At 65.2% G+C, this 20,960-nt stretch carries 20 protein-coding genes; 8 read left to right on the top strand and 12 right to left on the bottom strand.

What is annotated here, in order from left to right; all coding sequences use genetic code 11:
- Positions 1–177: 177 nt before the first annotated feature.
- Both AC5WEY_RS08285 and AC5WEY_RS08280 read left to right on the top strand, forming a co-directional pair.
- The gene (locus AC5WEY_RS08285; protein ID WP_495645424.1) at positions 178–2,034 is read left to right on the top strand and encodes a hypothetical protein; all 1,857 of its coding nucleotides are present in this window, start codon (positions 178–180) and stop codon (positions 2,032–2,034) included.
- 97 nt (positions 2,035–2,131) lie between these two features.
- Entirely contained in the window at positions 2,132–2,629 is a 498-nt protein-coding gene (locus AC5WEY_RS08280) for a class F sortase (protein ID WP_495645423.1), read from the top strand.
- A gap of 21 nt (positions 2,630–2,650) precedes the next feature.
- Here the strand turns inward: AC5WEY_RS08280 and pyrE are convergent, their stop codons facing one another.
- The 5 genes from pyrE to clpB all read right to left on the bottom strand — a co-directional run bounded on the left by pyrE (position 2,651) and on the right by clpB (position 8,654).
- Positions 2,651–3,199 carry an orotate phosphoribosyltransferase gene (gene pyrE / locus AC5WEY_RS08275; RefSeq protein WP_495645422.1) on the bottom strand — a complete coding sequence of 183 codons (549 nt, stop codon included), beginning with the start codon at positions 3,197–3,199 and terminating at the stop codon, positions 2,651–2,653.
- 105 nt (positions 3,200–3,304) lie between these two features.
- Positions 3,305–3,883: a LemA family protein gene (locus AC5WEY_RS08270; protein WP_495645421.1), complete on the bottom strand. Its 579-nt coding sequence runs from the start codon at positions 3,881–3,883 to the stop codon at positions 3,305–3,307.
- Positions 3,884–3,940: 57 nt separating this feature from the next.
- Positions 3,941–5,023: a TtfA family protein gene (locus AC5WEY_RS08265; RefSeq protein ID WP_495645420.1), complete on the bottom strand. Its 1,083-nt coding sequence runs from the start codon at positions 5,021–5,023 to the stop codon at positions 3,941–3,943.
- An 84-nt stretch (positions 5,024–5,107) separates the two neighbouring features.
- On the bottom strand, positions 5,108–6,016 hold the full coding sequence (locus AC5WEY_RS08260; protein WP_495645419.1) for a DUF5666 domain-containing protein: 909 nt from the start codon (positions 6,014–6,016) through the stop codon (positions 5,108–5,110).
- 91 nt (positions 6,017–6,107) lie between these two features.
- Entirely contained in the window at positions 6,108–8,654 is a 2,547-nt protein-coding gene (clpB, locus tag AC5WEY_RS08255; protein WP_495645418.1) for an ATP-dependent chaperone ClpB, read from the bottom strand.
- 247 nt (positions 8,655–8,901) lie between these two features.
- Here clpB and AC5WEY_RS08250 point away from each other — a divergent pair, with 247 nt between their 5' ends.
- Positions 8,902–10,065, top strand: a complete 1,164-nt coding sequence (locus AC5WEY_RS08250; RefSeq protein ID WP_495645417.1) for a globin domain-containing protein — start codon at positions 8,902–8,904, stop codon at positions 10,063–10,065.
- 17 nt (positions 10,066–10,082) lie between these two features.
- On the opposite strand, the gene AC5WEY_RS08245 is transcribed toward AC5WEY_RS08250, so the two are convergent.
- Positions 10,083–10,754, bottom strand: coding sequence for a hypothetical protein (locus tag AC5WEY_RS08245; RefSeq protein ID WP_156399436.1), 672 nt, complete (start codon positions 10,752–10,754; stop codon positions 10,083–10,085).
- 282 nt (positions 10,755–11,036) lie between these two features.
- Here AC5WEY_RS08245 and AC5WEY_RS08240 point away from each other — a divergent pair, with 282 nt between their 5' ends.
- Positions 11,037–11,456 (top strand): helix-turn-helix domain-containing protein, encoded by a 420-nt coding sequence (locus tag AC5WEY_RS08240; protein ID WP_495645416.1) that lies wholly within the window; start codon positions 11,037–11,039, stop codon positions 11,454–11,456.
- Here AC5WEY_RS08240 and AC5WEY_RS08235 read toward each other — a convergent pair.
- Both AC5WEY_RS08235 and AC5WEY_RS08230 read right to left on the bottom strand, forming a co-directional pair.
- A complete protein-coding gene (locus AC5WEY_RS08235; RefSeq protein ID WP_495645415.1) occupies positions 11,453–11,767 on the bottom strand; it encodes a DUF2277 domain-containing protein in 315 nt (104 codons plus the stop codon). The genes AC5WEY_RS08240 and AC5WEY_RS08235 overlap by 4 nt on opposite strands.
- A 22-nt stretch (positions 11,768–11,789) precedes the next feature.
- Complete coding sequence (locus tag AC5WEY_RS08230) at positions 11,790–12,365, bottom strand: TetR/AcrR family transcriptional regulator (protein WP_057476672.1); 576 nt, start codon at positions 12,363–12,365, stop codon at positions 11,790–11,792.
- A gap of 95 nt (positions 12,366–12,460) precedes the next feature.
- On the opposite strand from AC5WEY_RS08230, the gene AC5WEY_RS08225 reads away from it, so the two are divergent.
- Positions 12,461–13,858, top strand: a complete 1,398-nt coding sequence (locus AC5WEY_RS08225) for a cytochrome P450 (RefSeq protein WP_495645414.1) — start codon at positions 12,461–12,463, stop codon at positions 13,856–13,858.
- Here AC5WEY_RS08225 and dinB read toward each other — a convergent pair whose 3' ends face one another.
- A complete protein-coding gene (gene dinB / locus AC5WEY_RS08220) occupies positions 13,859–15,046 on the bottom strand; it encodes a DNA polymerase IV (RefSeq protein WP_495645558.1) in 1,188 nt (395 codons plus the stop codon).
- Between the two features lie 167 nt (positions 15,047–15,213).
- Here dinB and AC5WEY_RS08215 point away from each other — a divergent pair, with 167 nt between their 5' ends.
- The 3 genes from AC5WEY_RS08215 to AC5WEY_RS08205 are packed head-to-tail and all read left to right on the top strand — an operon-like array spanning position 15,214 to position 19,159.
- Positions 15,214–17,487 carry a putative bifunctional diguanylate cyclase/phosphodiesterase gene (locus tag AC5WEY_RS08215; RefSeq protein WP_495645413.1) on the top strand — a complete coding sequence of 758 codons (2,274 nt, stop codon included), beginning with the start codon at positions 15,214–15,216 and terminating at the stop codon, positions 17,485–17,487.
- Positions 17,488–17,498: 11 nt separating this feature from the next.
- Complete coding sequence (gene bluB / locus AC5WEY_RS08210; protein WP_495645557.1) at positions 17,499–18,119, top strand: 5,6-dimethylbenzimidazole synthase; 621 nt, start codon at positions 17,499–17,501, stop codon at positions 18,117–18,119.
- Complete coding sequence (locus AC5WEY_RS08205; protein ID WP_495645412.1) at positions 18,116–19,159, top strand: NHL repeat-containing protein; 1,044 nt, start codon at positions 18,116–18,118, stop codon at positions 19,157–19,159. The genes bluB and AC5WEY_RS08205 overlap by 4 nt, the downstream gene beginning before the upstream one ends.
- Before the next feature lie 4 nt (positions 19,160–19,163).
- Here AC5WEY_RS08205 and AC5WEY_RS08200 read toward each other — a convergent pair whose 3' ends face one another.
- From AC5WEY_RS08200 to AC5WEY_RS08190, 3 genes are read right to left on the bottom strand one after another with little or no spacing between them, the layout of a single operon-like run.
- Positions 19,164–19,676, bottom strand: a complete 513-nt coding sequence (locus AC5WEY_RS08200) for a DUF427 domain-containing protein (RefSeq protein WP_495645411.1) — start codon at positions 19,674–19,676, stop codon at positions 19,164–19,166.
- A 22-nt stretch (positions 19,677–19,698) separates the two neighbouring features.
- A complete protein-coding gene (locus tag AC5WEY_RS08195) occupies positions 19,699–20,385 on the bottom strand; it encodes a DUF2637 domain-containing protein (RefSeq protein WP_495645410.1) in 687 nt (228 codons plus the stop codon).
- Positions 20,386–20,433: 48 nt separating this feature from the next.
- Positions 20,434–20,736 carry a WhiB family transcriptional regulator gene (locus tag AC5WEY_RS08190; protein WP_057476679.1) on the bottom strand — a complete coding sequence of 101 codons (303 nt, stop codon included), beginning with the start codon at positions 20,734–20,736 and terminating at the stop codon, positions 20,434–20,436.
- Positions 20,737–20,960: the final 224 nt, after the last annotated feature.

The raw sequence follows: 20,960 nt of genomic DNA, 5'->3' as shown, positions 1-20,960 counted from the left end.
GTAACACTTTCATAACCAATACACAGGTAAAGCACATTTCTGTTTGCAGGACCGGACGGTTGGTTTACGGTTCCCCCATCACGGTTGTTCGTGTGACTCACCAACAACACTCGTTCCGCGTGGGAGGACGGGTGCGCGCAGCACGATGCTGCCACTGACCGAAGGGCCACAATCTCCATGTCGCAGAAGTCGATCGCCAGGTCCAAGAAGGCGCGCCTCGCCGCTGCCGGGGCCGCCATGGCACTGTCCCTCTCCATCGTTGCACCGGGAATCGCCAGTGCTCAGCCGTCCGACACACCGGACAGCTCCGAAGTACAGCAAGAGCCCGGCACCGAGGAGGGCACCGATCCCGGAACTCCCACCGGCGAAGAAGGCGCACCTGCCGACGGATCCGGCACCGTCACCACCGAAGGCAGCGCAGATCTGCAGCAGCCTGCCCCGTCGGTGACGCCGCAAGATGCCGAAGCTGCGGCCGCCGCGGCAGCCGCCGTACCGGCCCCCGAAGCCCCCTCGGCCGTTCGTCCCCTCCCCCAGATCGTCCCCGGCATCGTCATGAACGAGGACGGCACCGCAACCGTCAGCCTCGACATCATCCCGCAGCTGTCCGACGCCGAAAAGAAGGCAATCGCCGACGCCGAGGCAGCCAGCAAGGTTGCCGTCGAAGCATCTGCTGCCGCTCAGGTGCGGCTCGACACAGCCAAGGCCGCCGAAGCCGCCGCGAGCACCGACGCCACCAAGGCCGAGGTCGCCGCTGCCGAAGCCGATGTGAAGGCGAAGGCAGCCGTCACCGCGGCCGCAGCAGCCAAGGTCCAGAGCCAGGCGGCGAGTGCTGCGGTCACCGCTGCGAAGAACACCGCTGCCGAACTGAAGACTGCAGCAGACGACGCCACGGCCGCCGCCGACAGTGCAGCAACACTCGCCACGGAGGCAGAAGCGAAGGCCAAGGAGCTCGAAGCCGCAGCCGTCTCGGGCGACCCAGAAGCCACCGCCGCCGCTGCGGAGGCCCGCGCAGACGCCGACGCGAAAGCGGAACTTGCCGCCACCGCCAAGGCCGACGCCGAGGCGTCGAACAAGGCTCTTGCGGATTCCGTTACTGCCGTTCAGGATTCGTTCAAGAACTTCAACCTCGCCAAGGTGACCGCGGCAGTTCGAGCTGCCGCTGCCACCGCCGCGAAGTCGCTGGCGCTCAACGTCGAGGCTCAGACCGCAGCCGCAGTTGCAGCGATGGCCGAGCAGAATGCCAAGAACCTCGAGGCCGCCGCGGAGGCCGCAGCCGGTGAGGAAACCGCTTCCGAGAAGGCCGCAGCCGACGCGAGAACTGCAGCCGACGCTGCGAAGGCCGATGCCGACGCCAAGGCCACGGCAGCAACCGCTGCACAGGCAGCACTCGATGCAGCTCCGTCCGGTGCCGACATCGCAGCGTTGCAGGCCGAGGCCGACAAGGCCGCCCAGGCAGTGCTGGACGCCGACGCCGCCGTGACCGCTACCGCAGCCGAGCTGCAGCTCAAGCTCGAAGCGGAAGCCAGCGCCAAGACCAAGGCGACTGAGGCCGCCGCCACCCTGAAGGCCGCGCAGGACGCCGCAACAGCCGCCAAGTCCACCTCCGACGCTGCGGCAAAGGCCGAGGCCGATCTCAAGGCCGAGGCTGCCGAATTGGCCGCCAGCGGACCGAAGTTCAAGTGGACCATCAACCTCGGTGGCACCGTGAAGGAAGACGTTCCCGTCACTCAGGTCGACGACACCACCGTCGTCGTCGACGAGACCGGCGTCTCCCTGGTCGGCGTCAAGAACGAGGACGGATCGTTCACCGTCGCGGATTACTTCACCACCGACGAGAACGGTGTCGTCAGCGTCGCCGGCGAACTGCCGCCGGTCGATCTCGCACTCGGCGATTCCTCGAGCGAGGCGTCGGGCGGATCGGACAGCTCGTCCAACACCCCGGTGATCCTGACCGGAGTGGGCGTGGTCGTAGTAGCGGCAGCGGGTGGAGCGTTCTACCTGCGCCGCCGCAGCTCCACCGATGCCACCTCGTAATACCCGCTGGCTGTGGTCGGCGACCCTGACCTTCGCTCTACTCGTATCAGGTTGTGCGAGTGACGAAGTCGGGGTCGCCGCACCCGATCGCTCGCCGGTGCAGTCACAGATTTCGGTGGCTGCACCGGCGAGCGACGTTGCGCCCGCCCAGCCGGAATACATAGAACTTCGGGCTTCGGACGGCACGACCTATTTGAGCAGCCCCATCCATCCCGATCCGCTTTACCGCGGCGGCGAGAGCGGCCAGGTGCTCAACCCGGTGGACGAACTACCGGCCTGGTGGGCCGAGAGTGGCATGCCGGGTACCTCGACCGAGCAGACGGTAGTTGTTGCCGGACACAACTATTCGAAGCGGGACGCCCCGTTCAAGGCGTTGCGAGTGGTCACCCCTGGCGACACGGTCGTGTTGCGCACCGCGAGCGGCACTCTGGAGTACGCCGTCGAATCGGTGGGCCCCCTACCGAAGGGATCTCTGCTCGCAGACAACGAACTGCGTAAGTCGGTACCGGGACGATTGATCCTGGCCAACTGCGACGTCCAAGGCGGCGAACCCACCGACGACAACTTCGTGGTCGTCGCGCAATTGGTTCGATAGCAGGGCAATTGGGGCCGGGGTCTACAGGCCGAGGTCCGCCAAGCCGAGCAGGGATCGATATTCGAGCCCCTCGGCGGCGATGACCTCGTCCGCCCCGGTTGCCCGGTCCACCACCGTGGCCACTCCGACGACCGTCGCGCCCGCGTCCCGAAGAGCTGCGACGGCAGTGAGCGGTGAATTACCGGTTGTCGTCGTATCTTCCACCACCAGAACACGTTTGCCGACGATGTCCGGTCCCTCGATCTGACGCTGCATGCCGTGCGCCTTCGCCGCCTTGCGCACTACGAATGCGTCGATCGGACGTCCCTCGGCATGCATGATGGCCATCGCCACCGGGTCTGCGCCCATGGTCAGCCCGCCGACCGACACGAAATCCCAATCGGCAACCAAGTCACGCATCAGCGAACCGATCAACGCGCCCGCCCGATGATGCAGCGTCGCCCGACGCAGATCCACGTAGTAGTCGGCCTCCTTGCCGGAGGACAACGTGACCTTCCCATGCACGACGGCAAGCTCTTTCACCAGATCGGCCAGTTCCTGCCGGTCCGAATTCGCGGCGCTCTGGGCCATGTCGGGGTTCCTCTCGTCGTACGACGGGTCTGCGAAGGTCGCTACGAACTTACCCACAACTCATTGCGTCGTTCCTGGCGGCTCGTCACTCCCGACAAGTCGCGCCTACGCAGCTACCTGGGCCGACAACTGCTCGTCGAGGACGTCCCTCGTTTCCACGAAGGGTTCGGGCGCGGTTATCGAACGAGACTTGGCCACGATGGACGACGGGAAGGTGCCGACCGCCTGCGACAGTCGGTAGGCGGTGTCGTTGTACACCCGCACTGCCCCCGCAATGCGGCGTTCGGTCACGGTCAGCTCCCCAGCCGGCCCTTGAAAAGCCCAGTTGCCCAACACGTTCCGACTGGCATCGGCCTCGGCGAGAACGGCGTGAAACGCCGCGGACAGCGCATTCTCGGCCGCTGCCTGTGCCGACAGTCCCAGGCCACGCTCCCGCACGGCCTTGGACCACGAGCGGGCACCGCCCAGTTGGCGCACGGCATCAGCGGAAAGCCCGGATGCCTCTGCGGCCTCGAGGAAAGGCACCAGCTGTTGGTGCCGTCGCTCCAGCTCCACATCGACCAGCCGCAGACTCTGCACGGTCTGCTCCCTGTACCTACCCAGCCGACGCACCGTGCTCGCGACATAACCGACCAGCAACAGAACTACGACAACCACGATGGCCACAACCACGAAAACCGTCACGAGGTACGAATTTAGCCGCGTCCGAGCTCCCGAGCCCGTAAACACGCCCGAAAGAAATCAGGGCTGATTGCGTCGCCGCTCCGAATCGAACGGAATCGGACGCGACGCGGGCGGACGCGGCACCGGGCGCGACGGATTCGCCGACCGTGCGGCTTGCGGGCCCGCTGCATCGGGACGGGGTGGACGCGGCCTGCGACCCGGTTCCTGAGGACGCGGCTCATGGTCGCGGGCCTCTTGGGGACGGGGCTCCTGCGGACGAGGCTCCTGGGGACGGGATGTCTGGGGACGCGCTACCTGAGGACGAGCCACCTGCGGAGGTCGGACCCGTGGCTCGGACCTGACGGGCTCGGCAGCTCGCGGCTCTCCCGACTGGGGCTGCTGGGGCTGAACGCCGCGGACCTGCTGCGGCTGCGCGCCCGCAGTCCGGTGGCTACGAGGCTCCTGGCCACGAGTTTCCTGAACCAGCGGCCGGCCCGGATCGCCTCGATCGCGGCCGGGCTCGCCTGCTCGTGCGCCGTAGACCGCGCTACCGCGCACGGGGGGAAGCACATGCAACATGCCGGACAGTCGTGCGACAGCGTCGATGGCCGCGTCCCAATCACGGCCCGAGCTGCCCAGCGGCAACGATCCGAGCGTCCAGTCCTTCTCACTCCACAGCAGCTGAAGATTGTCGGGAACGGATTCGGTGAAAGCAGCCATTCGCTGGTCGCAGACTCGGCGAGCGATATCGACATCGGTGGCGAACACCACGCGCGGGCCGATGGAACCGAGCAGTTCCATGTCCTCGTCGCGCGGCGGTGGCGTCGAGCGTGGGCGCAGGTCTATGTCGACATCGGAACCGACCGAGCGCTGCACGGCCACGATCGTGCCCGTTTCCTCGACGTCGAAGAGAACGAACTCCTCACCCCGTCGAACACCGGTCACCACGCCCAGAGCGACGTCGAATTCCGGCTTGGACAGGGCCGCGCGAGAGAATCGGGTGACCAGTTCGTCGTCGTGCGATCGATACTCGTACCCCTGCGCCTTGGCCCACATCTGCCGCAGCCGCCCGGACTGATCTCGCTTGGACCTGTCGATGTAGAGCAGGGCCACTGCACCTATCAGTGCAATCGCCGCCAGGCCGAACCACATTGCCGTCATCGCGAACCACCTTAATCGACATCCACGCCGTCACCGCCCACCACTGCCGAGTCCTGTGAACCATCCCTACGACACTGCGGGTTGCTATCCGCCGAGATTCGGAGTCTCGATGATGACGTTCGCTCGAATCGTGCCGTCCTCGACGGCTTCTCCCTGCACAACGACAAAAGCACCGACGGTCAACGACGCCAGATCTGCACCGGACAACGAGATTATCTGGGTCTGCGGCGTCGACTGAATCGTCACTGGAGCACCGTCGAGTCCGTTGATGGTGAGCGTCGAACCGTCGTTGGCAGTGATTGTTCCCACCGACGAACCGAGTTGACCGAGTATCTCGGGAATGCCGCCCGGGATGAGTTCGGGCGTGGTCGTCGCACCCGATTCCGTGGGACTCGGCGTGGTCGTGGGCGCACTCGACGGCGAGGGCCGGACGGACGTCGACGGCGCAGCAGCAGTGGTGCTCGACTCGTCCGATCCACCGCTCAGAAAGGAAATTCCGAAACCCACGACGATGACGAGGACAACGAGACCGATCAGGGCCAGAACCCACGGGCGAGGTCCCTTGCCACCCGAATCGGCGGCGGGTTCCGCAGCGGGTGGCCCGCCGAACTGCTGGGGTTGGGCGAACTGCTGGGTGTCGTAACCCGACGCCTGGCCGTACGGCGGCTGGCCGTACTGCTGGGTCTGGCCGTACGGCGGTTGGCCGTACTGCTGAGTCTGGCCGTAGGCCTGATTTGCTGCGTCCTGTTGATCGGGGTCGTACGGCGGCAGCGCCTGCGTCGGCTGATACCCCGGCGGATAAGCCTGTGGATCTTGGTTCTGCTGGGTCGGGTCCTGATAGCCCGGATTCTGATAGCCCGGATTCTGATAGCCCGGGCTTCCGTACGCCTGAGTCGGATACGCCTCTGTGGGATGGGCGTCGTCGGGTCGGTTGCGCTGTGCCGCATCCTGGTCGCGCTCCCGCGGTGACCGTGGGTCGTCCGGATTCGTCATGCCACGAGGGTACCTACCCGGCAATACGCAGGTGACGACACAGAACGGGCCCACACGAGCAGTGCTCGTGTGGGCCCGTCTCGCAGACCTGCTAGCCCAGGATGAGTCGTTCGCCGTCCGGGCTTGCATTGACCGACACCACATCGCCGTCATGGACGTCCCCGGCGAGCAGCAGCTTCGCCAGTTGGTCTCCGATGGCCTGCTGAATCAGTCGACGCAGCGGCCGAGCGCCGTAGAGCGGGTCGTAACCTCTCGCAGCGAGCCACATCTTCGCCGGCGACGACACCTCCAGCGTCAGACGGCGAGCGGCAAGACGCTTGGTGAGGAAGCCGAGCTGGATGTCGACGATCGACTCGAGCTGGTCCTCGGACAAGGCGTCGAACACCACCACGTCGTCGAGGCGGTTGACGAACTCGGGCTTGAACGAGCGCCGCACCGCGTCCATGACCTGCTCCTTGGTGCCGCCGGCCCCGAGGTTGGAGGTGAGGATCAAAATCGTGTTACGGAAGTCGACGGTCCGGCCCTGGCCGTCGGTGAGGCGGCCCTCGTCCAATACGGCGAGCAGGATGTCGAACACATCGGGGTGCGCTTTTTCGACCTCGTCGAACAGCACCACGGTGTACGGACGCCTTCGCACGGCCTCGGTGAGCTGCCCGCCGGCCTCGTAGCCGACGTAGCCCGGAGGTGCACCGACGAGCCGGGCGACGGCATGCTTCTCGCTGTATTCGCTCATGTCGATCCGCACCATCGCGCGTTCGTCGTCGAAGAGGAACTCCGCCAACGCTTTTGCGAGCTCGGTCTTACCCACACCGGTGGGACCGAGAAACAGGAACGATCCCGTCGGCCGGTTGGGGTCGGCCACACCTGCGCGTGCGCGTCGGACTGCGTCGGACACCGCCTGCACCGCGTCCTTCTGTCCGACGACTCGCTTGCCGAGTTCGTCTTCCATGCGGAGCAGTTTGGCGGTCTCGCCTTCGAGCATCCGGCCCGCCGGGATTCCGGTCCAGGCCGCCACCACATCGGCGACGTCGTCCGGCCCCACCTCCTCCTTGAGCATCACGTCACCCTGAGCGGGCGACGCCTCGGTCTTGACGGCGAGTTCCTTCTCGAGTGTCGGGATGCGTCCGTACCGGAGCTCGGCGGCCTTGCCGAGATCGCCGTCGCGTTCGGCGCGATCGGATTCGCCGCGCAGGTTCTCGAGCTCTTCCTTGAGCACTCGCACCGAGTCGATGGCGTTCTTCTCGTTCTGCCACCGCGTGCTGAGCCCGGCCAGCTTCTCCTGCAGGTCGGCCAGCTCCTGGCGGAGCTTGTCGAGTCGAGCCTTCGACGCGTCGTCGGTCTCCTTGGCCAGTGCCATCTCCTCGATCTCGAGGCGACGCACGGCGCGTTCGACCTCGTCGATCTCGACGGGCCGCGAGTCGATCTCCATACGCAGACGGGACGCGGCCTCGTCGACGAGGTCGATGGCCTTGTCCGGCAGGAACCTGGCCGTGATGTACCGGTCACTCAGGGTTGCCGCGGCGACCAGGGCAGAGTCCGTGATCCGGACACCGTGGTGCACCTCGTAGCGTTCCTTGAGTCCGCGCAGGATGCCGACGGTGTCCTCGACCGAGGGCTCACCGACGTAGACCTGCTGGAAACGACGTTCGAGGGCGGCGTCCTTCTCGATGTACTTGCGGTACTCCTCCAGCGTCGTTGCACCGACGAGACGCAGTTCGCCACGCGCAAGCATCGGCTTGATCATGTTGCCCGCGTCCATCGCGGATTCGCCGGTCGCGCCGGCTCCGACGATGGTGTGCAGCTCGTCGATGAACGTGATGACCTGGCCTGCGGAGTTCTTGATGTCGTCCAGCACGGCCTTGAGCCGCTCCTCGAATTCGCCACGGAACTTCGCGCCCGCCACCATCGAACCGAGATCGAGCGAGACGACGGTCTTACCGCGCAGGCTCTCCGGAACGTCACCGGCGATGACGCGCTGGGCGAGTCCTTCGACGATGGCCGTCTTGCCGACGCCGGGTTCACCGATGAGCACCGGGTTGTTCTTGGTGCGCCGAGAAAGAACCTGCACGACGCGCCTGATCTCGGTGTCGCGGCCGATGACCGGATCGAGCTTGCCCTCTCGGGCCAGCGCGGTCAGATCGGTGCTGTACTTCTCCAGCGCCTGGTAGGTGTTCTCCGGATCCGCGCTCGTGACGCGAGCGCTGCCACGGACGGCTTGGAAGGCGTCGCGCAGCTCGTTGGGTCCGGCTCCGTGTCCGGTCAGGAGCTTGGCGACGTCGTCCTGCCCTGTCGCTAGGCCCACCATGAGGTGTTCGGTGGAGACGAACTCGTCGTCGAGTTCGGTGGCCAGATGCTGTGCTGCGGTGATCGCGGCGAGGGTTTCACGGCCGAGTTGCGGAGTGGTGGTCGAACCGGATGCCGAGGGCAGGCGGTCGACGAGGTTCTGCGCTTCTCGACGCACCGTTGCGGGGTCGACGCCGACGGCCTTCAGCAAGGGTGTGGCGATGCCGTCGGTCTGATCGAGCAACGCCACCAACAAATGTGCCGGACGAATATCCGGGTTACCGGCCGCGGATGCGGCCTGCAAAGCAGCAGAAAGTGCTGCCTGCGACTTCGTGGTGGGAGTGAAACTGTCCACCGGTCACCTTCTTTCCAGTGTGGGGTTCTTGCGTGTCGCTGGGTACAACCATAGACAAGTTGAGTCTGTTCCGCTCAACCTTGATTTTCTCGTGCGCGTTTTGCGTACCTGGAGGGGCGCACAACGCGCACGAGGGCGCAGCCCTCTCGCGCGAAAGTCTCGATCGGTCTACTTTGGTGACGGTCGACAGTGGCGGTGTCATCGACGGCAGACTCGGTGGCGAAATCGGTGGGGTGGAGGTTGATCGATGCTCGACGCGCGAACGATCTCCCTGGTCCGTACCGGTTTCAAGTCCGTGGTCGCGTCGCCGGACGGCCCCGCCCGCCTCTCCAGGTCCTTCTACGCACATCTGTTCGCCGAGTACCCCGACTTCCGCGCTCTGTTTCCTGCCTCGATGGATTCGCTTCGCGAACACTTCGTACTGGCACTCGGCTACGTCTTCGAGCATCTCGACAACACCGACCGCGTCGAGCCGTTCCTCGAGCAGCTGGGCCGAGATCACCGAAAGCACGGCATCTCGGGAGCACATTTCCGCGCCGGCAGTTCGGCTCTGATCGCCGCATTCCGCTCGTTCGCGGGCAACGAGGTGTGGACCGACGAGGTCGAGACGGCCTGGCACGACGCCCTCACCGTGGTGAGCAACGCCATGGCCACCGCCGCCGACAACGACGAACTACCGCCGTACTGGACTGCCACCGTCGTCGAACACCAACGAATCCTCGACGATCTGGCGGTGGTGCGCCTGAAGACCGACGGCGAGATCCCGTACTTCCCCGGGCAGTACGTCAGCGTGCAGATCCCGCAGCGACCCAAACTGTGGCGATACCTGTCCCCGGCCATTCCGAGCAACCCGTACGGCGAGATCGAGTTCCATGTTCGACGCGTATCCGGTGGCTGGGTGTCTCCGGCCATGGTCGCCGAGACCCGGGTCGGTGATCGCTGGTCCATCAGTCCTCCGCTGGGCGGGATGCACGTCGATCGCGCGATCCACGAGGACGTGTTGATGATCGCGGGAGGCACCGGTCTTGCTCCGTTGCGTGCTCAGGTCATGGAAATGGCTCAGCGCACCAACAATCCGCGAGTGCATCTGTTCGTCAGCGGTACCTATCCGTGCGATCTCTACGATCTGGACACCTTGTGGCAGTTGTCGCTGTCGAATCCGTGGCTGACGGTTGTTCCGGTGACCGAAGAGCTCGAGGATCCATGGTGGTACTCCGGCCCGGCGCGCGAAATCCCATGGGGAATGCACCATCGACTCCAGGGCGCGGTCGGCAAGGTCGTCACTCGATTCGGCTCGTGGGCCGATCGCCAGATTCAGATCTGCGGGTCGCCGTCGATGGTGCGCACCACGCTGTACGCGCTACGCAAGGTCGGCACCCCGATGGAGCATGTTCAGCACGATCCATTCTGATTGTGCCGCAACGATATTCAGCTGGACAACGACTTCGGCGGACTGTCCTCGACGATGACGCCGGCCGCCAGGCGTGGCGTCCATGCCTCGGTGACCAGTCGGCCGTCTCCGGTGATGATGGCATCGGGATCGGGATCGATGAGGATGGGGTATCCGGTGTCAGCGGTGGCACCGACGTTCTGCACCAGCAGGCCGTTCTCGATCGTGTAGTGAACGTGCACCGGCTGCAGATCGCCGTCGAACGCCCACGGGCGGCCGATGAAGATGACGGCATTGCCGGCCTCGTCCAGCACCGACACCGAGCCGTCGTGCTCGAGCCGCAGACTCCACAACGGCGGCATCGACGTCGTGAACTCGAATCTGTGCGGTGCCTGCGGAGCGAGAAGATGAATCATCAGCAGAGCGCCGTCGCGCGGATCCCGCTGCGGCACAATGACTTCGTACGCGCCACACTCGTAGAACCTGGATCCGAACGGCCCGGGAATGCCGGTGCCGAGATCTCCTGCAATGACAAGTTCGAGCCGAATGCAGCCGGAGCCGTCCTCGGCTCGAAGAGTGATTCCCTCGGACGGATGCGGCGTGGGCGACTCGTCCCGCGGAGCGTAGGACAGAACGGCGCGCAGCAGCGGCTCGACCACCTCTGCATCGCCGTCGCGTGAGTCGAACGTTCGTCGTCGCCGATCGGCCATCTCCACCCCCTCCGCCTGGCAAACCAGTGTGCCACCGAGGTGCCCATCGTGCGACGAATACTGCCCGAAAACCATCCGTTCGATTCGGGACGGACCACTACCGAAGCGCACTCGACCCCGACACGGCCAGGAGACCGACCAGTACTGTTTCCAGCTAAGTTTCTGCAGGTCAGCGACGGTACAGCGGAACCACGGTACCGGCTACTATCAACCGGTTCGGTCCACGGCGGATCGACCTGCCCAGTGGGCAGCGGCCATGCCAGGAAGGCACACACATCCCCGATGTCCGCTGATTTCGCCGCACGTCTGAACCACCTGTTCTCCACGATCCACCCGCCGGGACGCAAACCTCACACCAACGCGGAGGTAGCCGACGCTATGGCCCTGCGCGGGCACCAGATCTCCAAGCCGTACATCTCGCAGCTGCGGTCGGGCCAACGCACCAACCCGTCCACCGATACCGTGGCGGCACTGGCTGCCTTCTTCAAGGTCAAGCCCGATTACTTCTTCGACGACATCTACGCAGCCAAGGTAGATCACGACCTGGAACTGTTGGGCCGACTCCAGGGATACGGCCTACGTCGCCTCTCTGCCCGGGCGTTCGACCTGTCCGAGGAATCTCAGAACCTACTCAGCTCGATGGCCGAGAAACTACGCGTGAGCGAGGGACTGCCGGCGGTGCCGCCGGACAGCACCCGCTAGGACCCAGTCTTGACCACTGATACAGGTCGTTCCGCAGGCTCCACTCCCGCCGCCGCGATTCGTGCCTGCACTTCCGGACGCCGCAGCGGCGGCACCGTGGGAGGGGGCTGACGCCGCTCGGGCAGTGCGTCGAGGAGACGATGCGTCGTTGCCGTCACCTCGGCGACGGCCAACTCGAAGGCGTCGCGGGTGGCGTCGGATGTCTTCTGCACGCCACTGATCTTGCGGACGTACTGCCGCGCGGCTGCCTCGATCTCGTCGTCGGTCGCGTGCGGTTCCAACCCCCGCAAGGTGGTGATGTTTCGGCACATCCCTCGACGATAGCCCCGCAACTCACACCTCGAGAAGACCCGACAATGCGCGTAGGCACAGCTCGCGGACCTGCTCCCGGTCCAGAGTTCTGCGCTCCACCCAGTCCAGGCACACCGCTCGCACGAATGCGATCCAGCCACGAAGGGCTGTTCGGACCATCTCGTCGTCGGCGAATGCGGCGGGCAGCGCGGCGAGGATTCGTTCCTGCTGAACGGCGAATTCTCGCGTGAGAATGTCGTTGATCCGATCGTCGCCGAGCAACGCGCCCCGGTTGACGGCGCGTAGGCCGTGCGCGTGTTCGTCGGAGTAAGCGATGTACGCGTCGAGACCGGCTGCGACCTGCTCGAGGACGGGCAGCGAGGTGTCCGGCGCGGTGACGTCGAGGTTGCGCTCGGATTCGGTGCGCACGATCTCGACGAAGAATTCCCGCTTGGACGGGAAGTAGTGGTACATCAACCCACGGGAGACGCCCGCGAGATCGGCGACCTCCTCGATCCACACGTCCTCGTACGGCCGCTCGGCGAACAACGCGGAACCGATCTCCAGTAATTGCGCGCGACGCTGTGCCGGCGTCATGCGCTTCCGGGGTGTGGTCATGGGCTTCGGATCTTACTTGACACGAGTTCAACAGTGAGTACGGTCACTATTACACACCGGTTCAACAGCAATCGTTGGTCAACGAGGGAGCGGCAATGTCGACACAGTTCGCGGTGCGCAACGGCTCGCTGCCGCACCCTCCCTACCGACTCCCCGTCCTCGGCGACGTCGTCGGTGTCGATCCCCGCACGCCGATTCAGGACTCGACCGTCTTGGCCGGTCGACTCGGACCGATGTTCGAGCGCGAAATTCTCGGGCGGCGCTTCGTCTTCGCGTCCGGTGCCGACGTGGTGGGCGAGCTGTGCGACGAAAAGCGCTTCGAGAAGTTCCTTCCTCCGGGAGTCGAGAATCTGCGGGATATCGGGGTGGACGGGCTGTTCACCGCGTACAACCACGAGCCGAACTGGCAACGCGCCCATGATCTTCTGCGTCCGGCCTTCACCGCGGGTGCCATGCGCGGCTACCACGAGATCATGGTCGACGTCGCAGATGACCTGATCGAACATTGGGAGGGTCGCTCTCGTGGTGGTGCCGACACCGACGTCTCCTCGGACATGACAAAGCTGACGCTCGAGACCATCGGACGCACCGGCTTCAGCTACAGCTTCGGCTCGTTCGCGCGCGCCGAGCCACACCCCTTCGTGGCCGCCATGGTCGGCGCACTGACCTACAACCAGCGGCGGTCGCTGTTGTCGATCCCGGCGTTCGCAAAACCCTTGTTCGCCCGGTCCGATCGTAGGTACGCACACAACAAGCAGTACTTGGCCGACGTTCTCGCCGATGTCGTCAGAACCCGCCGCCGATCGACCGAGGACTCCAGCGACCTGCTCCAGATCATGATGGATGCGGCGAAAGATGCCGACAATCCGAATGCACTGAGCGAGGCCAACATCGGATACCAGATCCTGACTTTCCTGATCGCGGGGCACGAGACAACCTCGGGCGCACTGTCTTTCGCGCTGTACTATCTGGCGAACAACCCCGAGGTATTCGAACGCGCCCGCGCCGAGGTCGACGAGGTCTGGGGTACGGACAAGCCCCAGTTCGGCCAGGTTCCCAAACTGCGGTACGTCCGCCGTGTCCTCGACGAGTCACTACGCTTGTGGCCGACGGTGCCCGCGTTCGGACGCGGCGCGCGCACAGACACAGTCATCGGCGACGACTACCGCATGGCCACCGGCGACTGGGCAGTCGTTCTGGTGACGGCCTTGCACCGCGATCGGGCTTGGGGTGACCGTCCGAACGACTTCGATCCCGACAATTTTCTACCCGATCGCATCAAGGCACGCCCCGCGCACGTGTACAAACCGTTCGGGACCGGTGAACGTGCCTGCATCGGAAGACAATTCGCCATCCACGAAGCGGTTCTGGTACTCGGGACAATTCTGCAGCGCTTCGATCTGCAGGCCGACCCGTCGTACCGACTGAAGGTTCAGGAGCGACTGACCATGATGCCCGAAGGCTTTCGGGTCCAGCCGAGAATTCGCGCCTAGTCAGTCCGGTAGCAGGGGGACCGAGATTCCCGGGTCCCGGCCCAGCAGCACCCCACGCGTCAACGACGTGGAGCCGAACTTCTTGTGCACCCCGTCGAGCGCACGGTCGAGTGCCGATGCCTCCGGCGGCGTGCGCACCTGCGGTGCGTCGAACTGCAGTTCCAGTTGCTCCGCGCCGCCCTTGTCGATGCTCGACACCGTGACGCCGACGAGAGTGATGCCCTTCTCCGCAATCATCGGCGCCGCGTCGTGTAGCAGTTCCAACGCGGCGTCGAGAATATCCCGGGTGTCGGCGGTTGCTCGATCGAGTGTGTGCGATCTGGTGGCGCGGGTGAAATCGGCAAAACGCAAGCGCAACATGACAGTTCGACCGGTTCGCTCCGCCCCGCGCATACGGTGGGTGACGCGGTCGACGAGCCCGATCAACGATGCCTCCACCTCGGCCGCGTCGTGCCTGCCGCGCCCGAGAGCACGCTGTGCGCCGATCGAACTACGAGACTTTCCGGGCTGGACGCGTCGAGGATCCCGGCCCATTGCCAGTGCGTACAGGTGCGCGCCCGCACCCTTCCCCAACACCGAGGCCAACGACCGCTCGCCGTAGGCCGCGATGTCTCCGACGGTCCTGATGTCGAGAACGTGCAGCTTCTCCGCGGTCACCTTACCTACGCCCCAAAGCCTTTCGATGTTCAGTGGGTGCAGGAACTCCAGTTCGCCGCCGGGTGGTACGAGCAGCAGACCGTCCGGCTTGGCGAAAGCACTGGCGACCTTCGCCAGGAGCTTGGTGGTGGCGATCCCGACGGTGATGGGCAGCCCCACCTGCTCGGCGACGTCTCGCCGCAACTGCCGGCCGATATCGGTCGCACTGCCCGCGATCTTCTGCAACCCTCCGACGTCGAGGAAAGCCTCGTCGATGGAGATGCCCTCCACCAGCGGAGTGGTGTCGTGAAAGACGTCGAAGACGTCCTTGCTCGCCTGCGAGTACGCCTCCATGCGCGGCGGCACCACGATGGCCTGCGGGCACACGGCCCTGGCCTGGCCGCCGCTCATTGCGGTGCGCACCCCGAACGCTTTGGCCTCGTAGCTGGCGGCGAGCACCACTCCCCCGCCGACGATGACCGGCTTGCCGCGGAGCCGGGGGTCGTCGCGTTGCTCCACCGAGGCATAGAAGGAGTCGAGGTCGGCGTGCATGATGCTCGCCAGGTTCGGATTGTTCGACTCCACGAATCAATGCTCGCACGGGCTACCGACATACTCTCGACGCACAACCGGAACGATCGGGACAGCCGAAGTGACCCAGATCACCGAGTGTGCCATTGTTGGAGTCGTCGGATCGGCGTGAACGGCTGGAGAGAACAGTGACGGCCTGGTGGCGGTGGTACGCGGCCCTCGGCGTACTCGGCTGCCTCGCCTACTTCGCGGTTCCGAGCAACGCCTGGTCCCAGTCGATCTTCATCGTCGTCGGCGCATCCGCTGTGGTGGCCACCGTGATCGGCACCAGGATGCACCGGCCGCGCAATCGCACAACGTGGCTGACCATCGCGCTGGGCACCGGGCTCTGGGTCGTCGGCGACATCGTATTCGAGTGGATCGACGTCACGAGGGGCAGCGTTCCCGACCCCTCGCTCGCCGACGTGTTCTACCTGGTGGGCTACCCGATCTACGGGTTCGGCCTGTTTTTGCTGGTCCGACACGAATGGCGCGCGAGCGAGCGCGGACACGTCGCCAACAGCGCCATCGTCATGGTCGCGTTCGGGTTGCTCACCTGGGTGTTCGCCGTGCAACCGTCGCTGGGCGACGGTGGCATCTCGGGTACAGCCGGCCTGGTGGATGTTGCGTACCCCGCCATGGACATCTTTCTGCTGGGGTTGCTGGCCCACTTCGTCGGTTCGCGGCAGTGGCGCACGCTGTCCTACCGTTTGCTGACGGTCGCAGTCCTGCTGCTGGTCGTCACCGACATCGTGAACAACTTCTCCATCGTCTCGGAGTCGCCGTCGGATCGCTCACTGGTCGACGCCGGTTGGACCATGTCCTACGTACTCATCGGGGTTGCCGCCCTGCATCCGTCCATGCGTCGAATAGCCAGCTCGAACATCGAACCCGAAGCCCACCTGATGGCGTCGTTCACCACCCCGACGGTCGTCGTCCTGACCGCGGCGACCCTGACGGCTCCGACGGTCATGTTCATCGAGGTGATTCGCGACGAGCCGATTGCGCAGTGGGGCTGGGCGGTATTGCTGTGTGCATCGGCGTTGGTGATCCTGGTGATATTGCGCATCACCGATCTGCTTCGGTTGCTCCACACCCAGACCGTGCGGCTCCGCGCCGCCGCCGACACCGATCGACTCACCGGTCTCGCCAATCTCCGCGCACTCGAACACAGAATCTGGCAGAACGCGGGTGACACCACCCTGCTGACGGTCGATATCGACCGATTCAAAGAAATCAACGACACTTTCGGGCGCGGTCTGGGAGATCAGGTCCTGGTGGCGGTCGCCGACAGACTGCGAAATATCGTCGACGATTCGATCATGTTGGCACGCTTGGCAGGTGATGAGTTCATGCTGTGCGGGACGACGAACTCGATGGACCCGACCGCTCTGGCACACGAGGTTCAGCGTCAATTCGCTGCGCCGTTCGAAGTGGGCACCATGACGCTGCTGATCGAGGCGAGTGTGGGTGTCGCGTCGAGCCTTCCCACTGCCGAGGGCGAGGACGAGGCCACCCCGGATCGCCTGGTGCAGCGTGCCGATCTCGCTGTGCAGGCCGCAAAGGCGACGCAATCGCGCGTCGCGTTCTACGACCGCTCCATGGACAGAGACACGAGCGCGCAACTGATCATGCTCGGCGAGTTGACCACCGCACTCGAATCCGACCAGCTCGAGCTGCTGTACCAACCCCAGGTCGATCTCGACTCGATGACGGTCGTCGGCGTGGAGGCATTGCTGCGGTGGCATCATCCGAGCGGGACGGTGCTCTCGCCCACTGCTTTTCTGCCCACGGCCGAACGTACCGGGCTCATCCGGCCGCTGACGAGCCATGTGCTCACCCGCGCACTTGCCCAACGCAGCCTCTGGGCAATGGGCGGACTGGATCTCCAGATCGCCGTGAACATCTCGACCCGCAACCTGTTCGACGACACGCTGATCGAGCAAGTGCGCACCGCTCTGCAGGAATTCCACTGTCCTGCCGAACGATTGACGCTCGAAGTGACCGAGACCTCGGCCATGACCGATCCGGTGGGGGCAACCGAGATGCTGACGATTCTGCACGCGATGGGTGTGCAGGTCGCCATCGACGACTACGGCACGGGCTACAGCTCGCTCGCCTACATCGAACGGTTGCCGGTGCAGGAGCTCAAGATCGATCGAGCCTTCGTCGGCGGGATGGCCCAGGATCCGGCGCACGCCGCGATCGTACGGTCGACTGTCGAACTCGCCCGTACTCTGGGGTTGTCGGTGACTGCGGAGGGTGTGGAGGACGAGAGGACGATGACCGCGCTACGCGAATTGCGGTGCGGGCGTGCCCAGGGATACCACCTCGGCAGACCCACCTCGTCGGATCTACTACCGACCCTCGTCGCCGAACTGAACGCGCGTCTGAAAATTGCTACGGGAGAACGGATATCATGACCGAGGCAGCCTTGTCGGTGTACGCCGCGATTCGATCTCGACGCGATGTCCGGGCCGAGTTCGACGGAACCGTCGTCGACGACGACACGCTGCGCCGCATACTCGGTGCCGCGCACCAGGCCCCGAGCGTCGGCAACACCCAGCCCTGGGACTTCGTCGTGGTCCGCAAGCCCGACACCCTGAACACATTTGCCACCCACGTCGCGGGTTGCCGACAGGACTTCGCCGACAAACTCGATGCCGAACGCCGAAAGACGTTCGACCCCATTCGGGTAGAGGGAATCGAAACGAGCGGGACCGGAGTGGTGGTCACCTACGATCCGAACCGTGGAGGACGGCACGTCCTGGGCCGCGACACAGTCGACGACACCGGACTGTTCTCTGCTGTACTCGCGATCGAGAACCTCTGGCTGGCAGCAATTGCCGAGAACGTCGGCGTCGGCTGGGTCTCGTTCTACGACGAGTCTTTTCTCACCGAGTTACTCGACATCCCCGCACCGGTCCGCCCCATAGCTTGGTTGTGTGTGGGTCCGGTCGAATCATTTCAGGAGGTACCCGATTTGGAACGCTTCGGTTGGCGCACCCGGCGTCCGCTCGACGACGCCCTGCACTTCGAGCAGTACCGCCGATGAGGGCGCGTCTGATTGCAGCGGCGACAGCCTGTGTGCTGATCGCCGGCTGCTCCGCCGCCGAATCCCCCACCGAACCATCCACTCCCGCAACGACTCCGGCCGCCGAGCCCGCACAAGCTCCGGATTCGGCCGACCCGATCGGCACCGTCGTACCCTTCCCCGGTGCTCCCGAGGGCGTTGTGGTCGGAACGTCCGGAATCGCCGCCGCAGCGGTCCGAGAACCCGACGGTGTGGTGCTGTTCGACGCGGCAACCGGCACCGTGCGGCAGATGGTTCAGACGACCGGTGCGCCGCGCCACCTCTCGCTCGCCGGCCCCGACGGCCCGGTGCTCGCCCCGCTCGAAGGCAGTGACGAGCTGGTCGAGGTCTCACTCGACGACGGCGCGATCCTGTCGACCGCCACGGGCGTCGGCCGTCAACCACACGATGCCGTCTCGACCTCCGACGGCACGATCGTGGCCACCAACGAAATGGGTGGCGGAGTGATCTTCCTGCGCGACGGTTCGGTGTTGTCGGAACTACCGCCGGGGCCGGTGCAGCCCGGTGGAGTGGCCGCGCTCGGTCCGTACGCGGCAGTCGCAGACGTACAGGGCAACGGCGTGTGGGTGTACGACGGCGCGACGCGTCAGGAGGTGGGGCAGGCCCCGATCGGCGTCAAGCTCACGCATGCAGTGACGGTGAACGATACGACGGCCGGATTCGCCGACACCGACGGCGGGGCAGTCCTTCTCGCGTCGGTCGACAGCACTGGCGGCATTCGTCAGATCGCGTCGATCGACGCACCGGGCAACCCGTACGGGCTCGCGGTGGACCCCGACCGGCGGCTGCTGTTCGTGACGCTCACCGCGTCCAACCTCCTGCGGGTGGTCGACGTATCGGACCCCGCCGCTCCGCGCATCCTGGGCGACGTCCCGACGGTGACACAGGCCAATTCGGTCGCGGTCGACCCGCGCACCGGGGACGTGCTGGTGACCGGCAGCGACCCCGGCGCGACGAGTTCGATTCAGATCGTTCCCCGCGCTTTGCTGCCCGCGGGATGAGTGATCACCAGCCGTAGGAGCCAGGGATGCCCTTGAACGGTCCGACGACGTCGTCGGTGATCCAGCCCTCGTAGAAACCGCCCTCCTGGGGTCGGACCGCTTCTCCATCGATTTCGCATTGCAGACGGCTGGGCGAGAACGCGAGGTAGCCCGCGATCGCGGCGAACCTCGGAGTGGGGGTCTCGTAGCTCCATCCGGCTGCCTCTGCGACGGCATCTCCACCGTGCACGTCCCAGTACGTTGCTGCGCCCTTCCATTCGCAGTGCGTCGAGCGGGCCGCGGACGGGGTCAACGCGCCCGGAACGACGTCCGCCGGCGAGATGTACCAGGTGGGCGGATGGCTCGTCTCGAGTACGCGGTAGGCGGCGGTGGTGCGGGCGATCACCTCGCCGCCGAGCCGAACGACGAGGGAACGGTTCGAGGACTCCAGCGCGGGTGGACGGGGGTAATCCCAGACGGATTCCTGGCCCGGCTTCGGCTTCTCGGGAACGACGGATCTCGGCAAGTGTGCGCTCATCACTCGATGGTGCCACCGGGCGTCACGGCGCGTCGACGGGATAGAGATCGTCCACCCGTTCCTCGTCGAGTATCCAGCGATCGACCTCGTCCAAAGGTTCGACGACGCGCACCGAGGCAACCGCTGGTTCAGGCGCAGGTTGCTCGATACGGACTCGCTCGACGGGTTCGGGATTCGGGCGCGGGACCGGCATGGGAGTGCGGACTTCCGGCTGTGGCTCTTCGACTGGTTGTGGCTGTTCTGCCACCGGAACGAACGCGACGGGCTCGACTGTCTCCGTGACGGCCTCGGGCAGCTCGGCGGGGATACGCACCAGGATGCCGAGTCCGTGCGTCGCGGCCAACAGGCTCACCGGGGCAACGGTCGCGATGGCCGCCGACAGCGCGGGATGCAGTGTGCCGGCGTCGGAGATGAAGGCGTGCATGGCATTTGCACCGATACTGACCAGGGCTGCGGTGATCAGCACGCCCCAGAAGAAGCGTCGGCCACTGCGTTGATCCTCGAATTGAGCGAGCGCGATGACGGAGATGGTGGCCTGGAGAATGGTGCCGTCGACGATCACGGGCCACAGCCACGACAGCGAGCGTGGAACCCCGGCCATCGTGGCGAGATCCCACAGGGCGGCGAAGCTCAGTACGAAGGACGCGATTCCGATGACGGTGGTGATGACGACCGCACTGACGAGCGTCGCACGCAGGACCTTGTTCATGGGTCGTCATGAAACACGAACCCACCGACAGGTTCTCCGACGGAGAGATCAGGCGGTGCGGACGGCCCCGCGGTAGACGTCGGCGCGGTCGTGAGCGGACATTCCGCCCCACACTCCGTAGGGCTCGTTCGCTTCGAGTGCATGCCGACGGCATTGTTCGAGAACCGGGCACCGGCCGCAGACCTGCTTGGCGGCCTTTTCTCGCGAGGAGCGGGCACGTCCTCGTTCACCCTCGGGGTGGAAGAACACGGACGAGTCCAGACCACGACACAAGCCGTCGAGTTGCCAATCCCACACATCTGCGTTGGGGACGGGAAGTTGGACGGGCCTGGCGGGTGCGCCTCGCACCATGAGCTGTCTCCTCACTGAAAAGTGAACAAGCTCACCTTCTCTCATTCGTCGTACTTTTACAAGTTCTTTCGTTCATTCGTAGTACTTAAAAGCAAGCGCGCTTGCTTGAAATGGACACGCGCCGACGCCGTCCGGACTTCACCCGCTCGGTTTCGACCGGTTTGAGCTGGATGAATGTCCCATTCAGGCAGTCTGAGTGACTGGAAGCCGCATTCATCCCAACA

Source organism: Rhodococcoides sp. S146-33 (genome assembly GCF_059489205.1).
The sequence above is the reverse complement of the archived record's forward strand: the minus strand, read 5'-3'. Positions and strand labels throughout refer to the sequence as shown.

What these genes read in the sequence shown, in the direction of transcription:
- AC5WEY_RS08285 (WP_495645424.1), top strand. Translation starts at nt 178, where the DNA reads ATGTCGCAGAAGTCGATCGCCAGGTCCAAGAAGGCGCGCCTCGCCGCT.
- pyrE (WP_495645422.1), bottom strand. Translation starts at nt 3,199, where the DNA reads ATGGCCCAGAGCGCCGCGAATTCGGACCGGCAGGAACTGGCCGATCTG.
- AC5WEY_RS08265 (WP_495645420.1), bottom strand. Translation starts at nt 5,023, where the DNA reads ATGACGGCAATGTGGTTCGGCCTGGCGGCGATTGCACTGATAGGTGCA.
- AC5WEY_RS08260 (WP_495645419.1), bottom strand. Translation starts at nt 6,016, where the DNA reads ATGACGAATCCGGACGACCCACGGTCACCGCGGGAGCGCGACCAGGAT.
- AC5WEY_RS08250 (WP_495645417.1), top strand. Translation starts at nt 8,902, where the DNA reads ATGCTCGACGCGCGAACGATCTCCCTGGTCCGTACCGGTTTCAAGTCC.
- AC5WEY_RS08245 (WP_156399436.1), bottom strand. Translation starts at nt 10,754, where the DNA reads ATGGCCGATCGGCGACGACGAACGTTCGACTCACGCGACGGCGATGCA.
- AC5WEY_RS08240 (WP_495645416.1), top strand. Translation starts at nt 11,037, where the DNA reads ATGTCCGCTGATTTCGCCGCACGTCTGAACCACCTGTTCTCCACGATC.
- AC5WEY_RS08235 (WP_495645415.1), bottom strand. Translation starts at nt 11,767, where the DNA reads ATGTGCCGAAACATCACCACCTTGCGGGGGTTGGAACCGCACGCGACC.
- AC5WEY_RS08230 (WP_057476672.1), bottom strand. Translation starts at nt 12,365, where the DNA reads ATGACCACACCCCGGAAGCGCATGACGCCGGCACAGCGTCGCGCGCAA.
- AC5WEY_RS08225 (WP_495645414.1), top strand. Translation starts at nt 12,461, where the DNA reads ATGTCGACACAGTTCGCGGTGCGCAACGGCTCGCTGCCGCACCCTCCC.
- dinB (WP_495645558.1), bottom strand. Translation starts at nt 15,046, where the DNA reads ATGCACGCCGACCTCGACTCCTTCTATGCCTCGGTGGAGCAACGCGAC.
- AC5WEY_RS08205 (WP_495645412.1), top strand. Translation starts at nt 18,116, where the DNA reads ATGAGGGCGCGTCTGATTGCAGCGGCGACAGCCTGTGTGCTGATCGCC.
- AC5WEY_RS08200 (WP_495645411.1), bottom strand. Translation starts at nt 19,676, where the DNA reads ATGAGCGCACACTTGCCGAGATCCGTCGTTCCCGAGAAGCCGAAGCCG.
- AC5WEY_RS08195 (WP_495645410.1), bottom strand. Translation starts at nt 20,385, where the DNA reads ATGAACAAGGTCCTGCGTGCGACGCTCGTCAGTGCGGTCGTCATCACC.
- AC5WEY_RS08190 (WP_057476679.1), bottom strand. Translation starts at nt 20,736, where the DNA reads ATGGTGCGAGGCGCACCCGCCAGGCCCGTCCAACTTCCCGTCCCCAAC.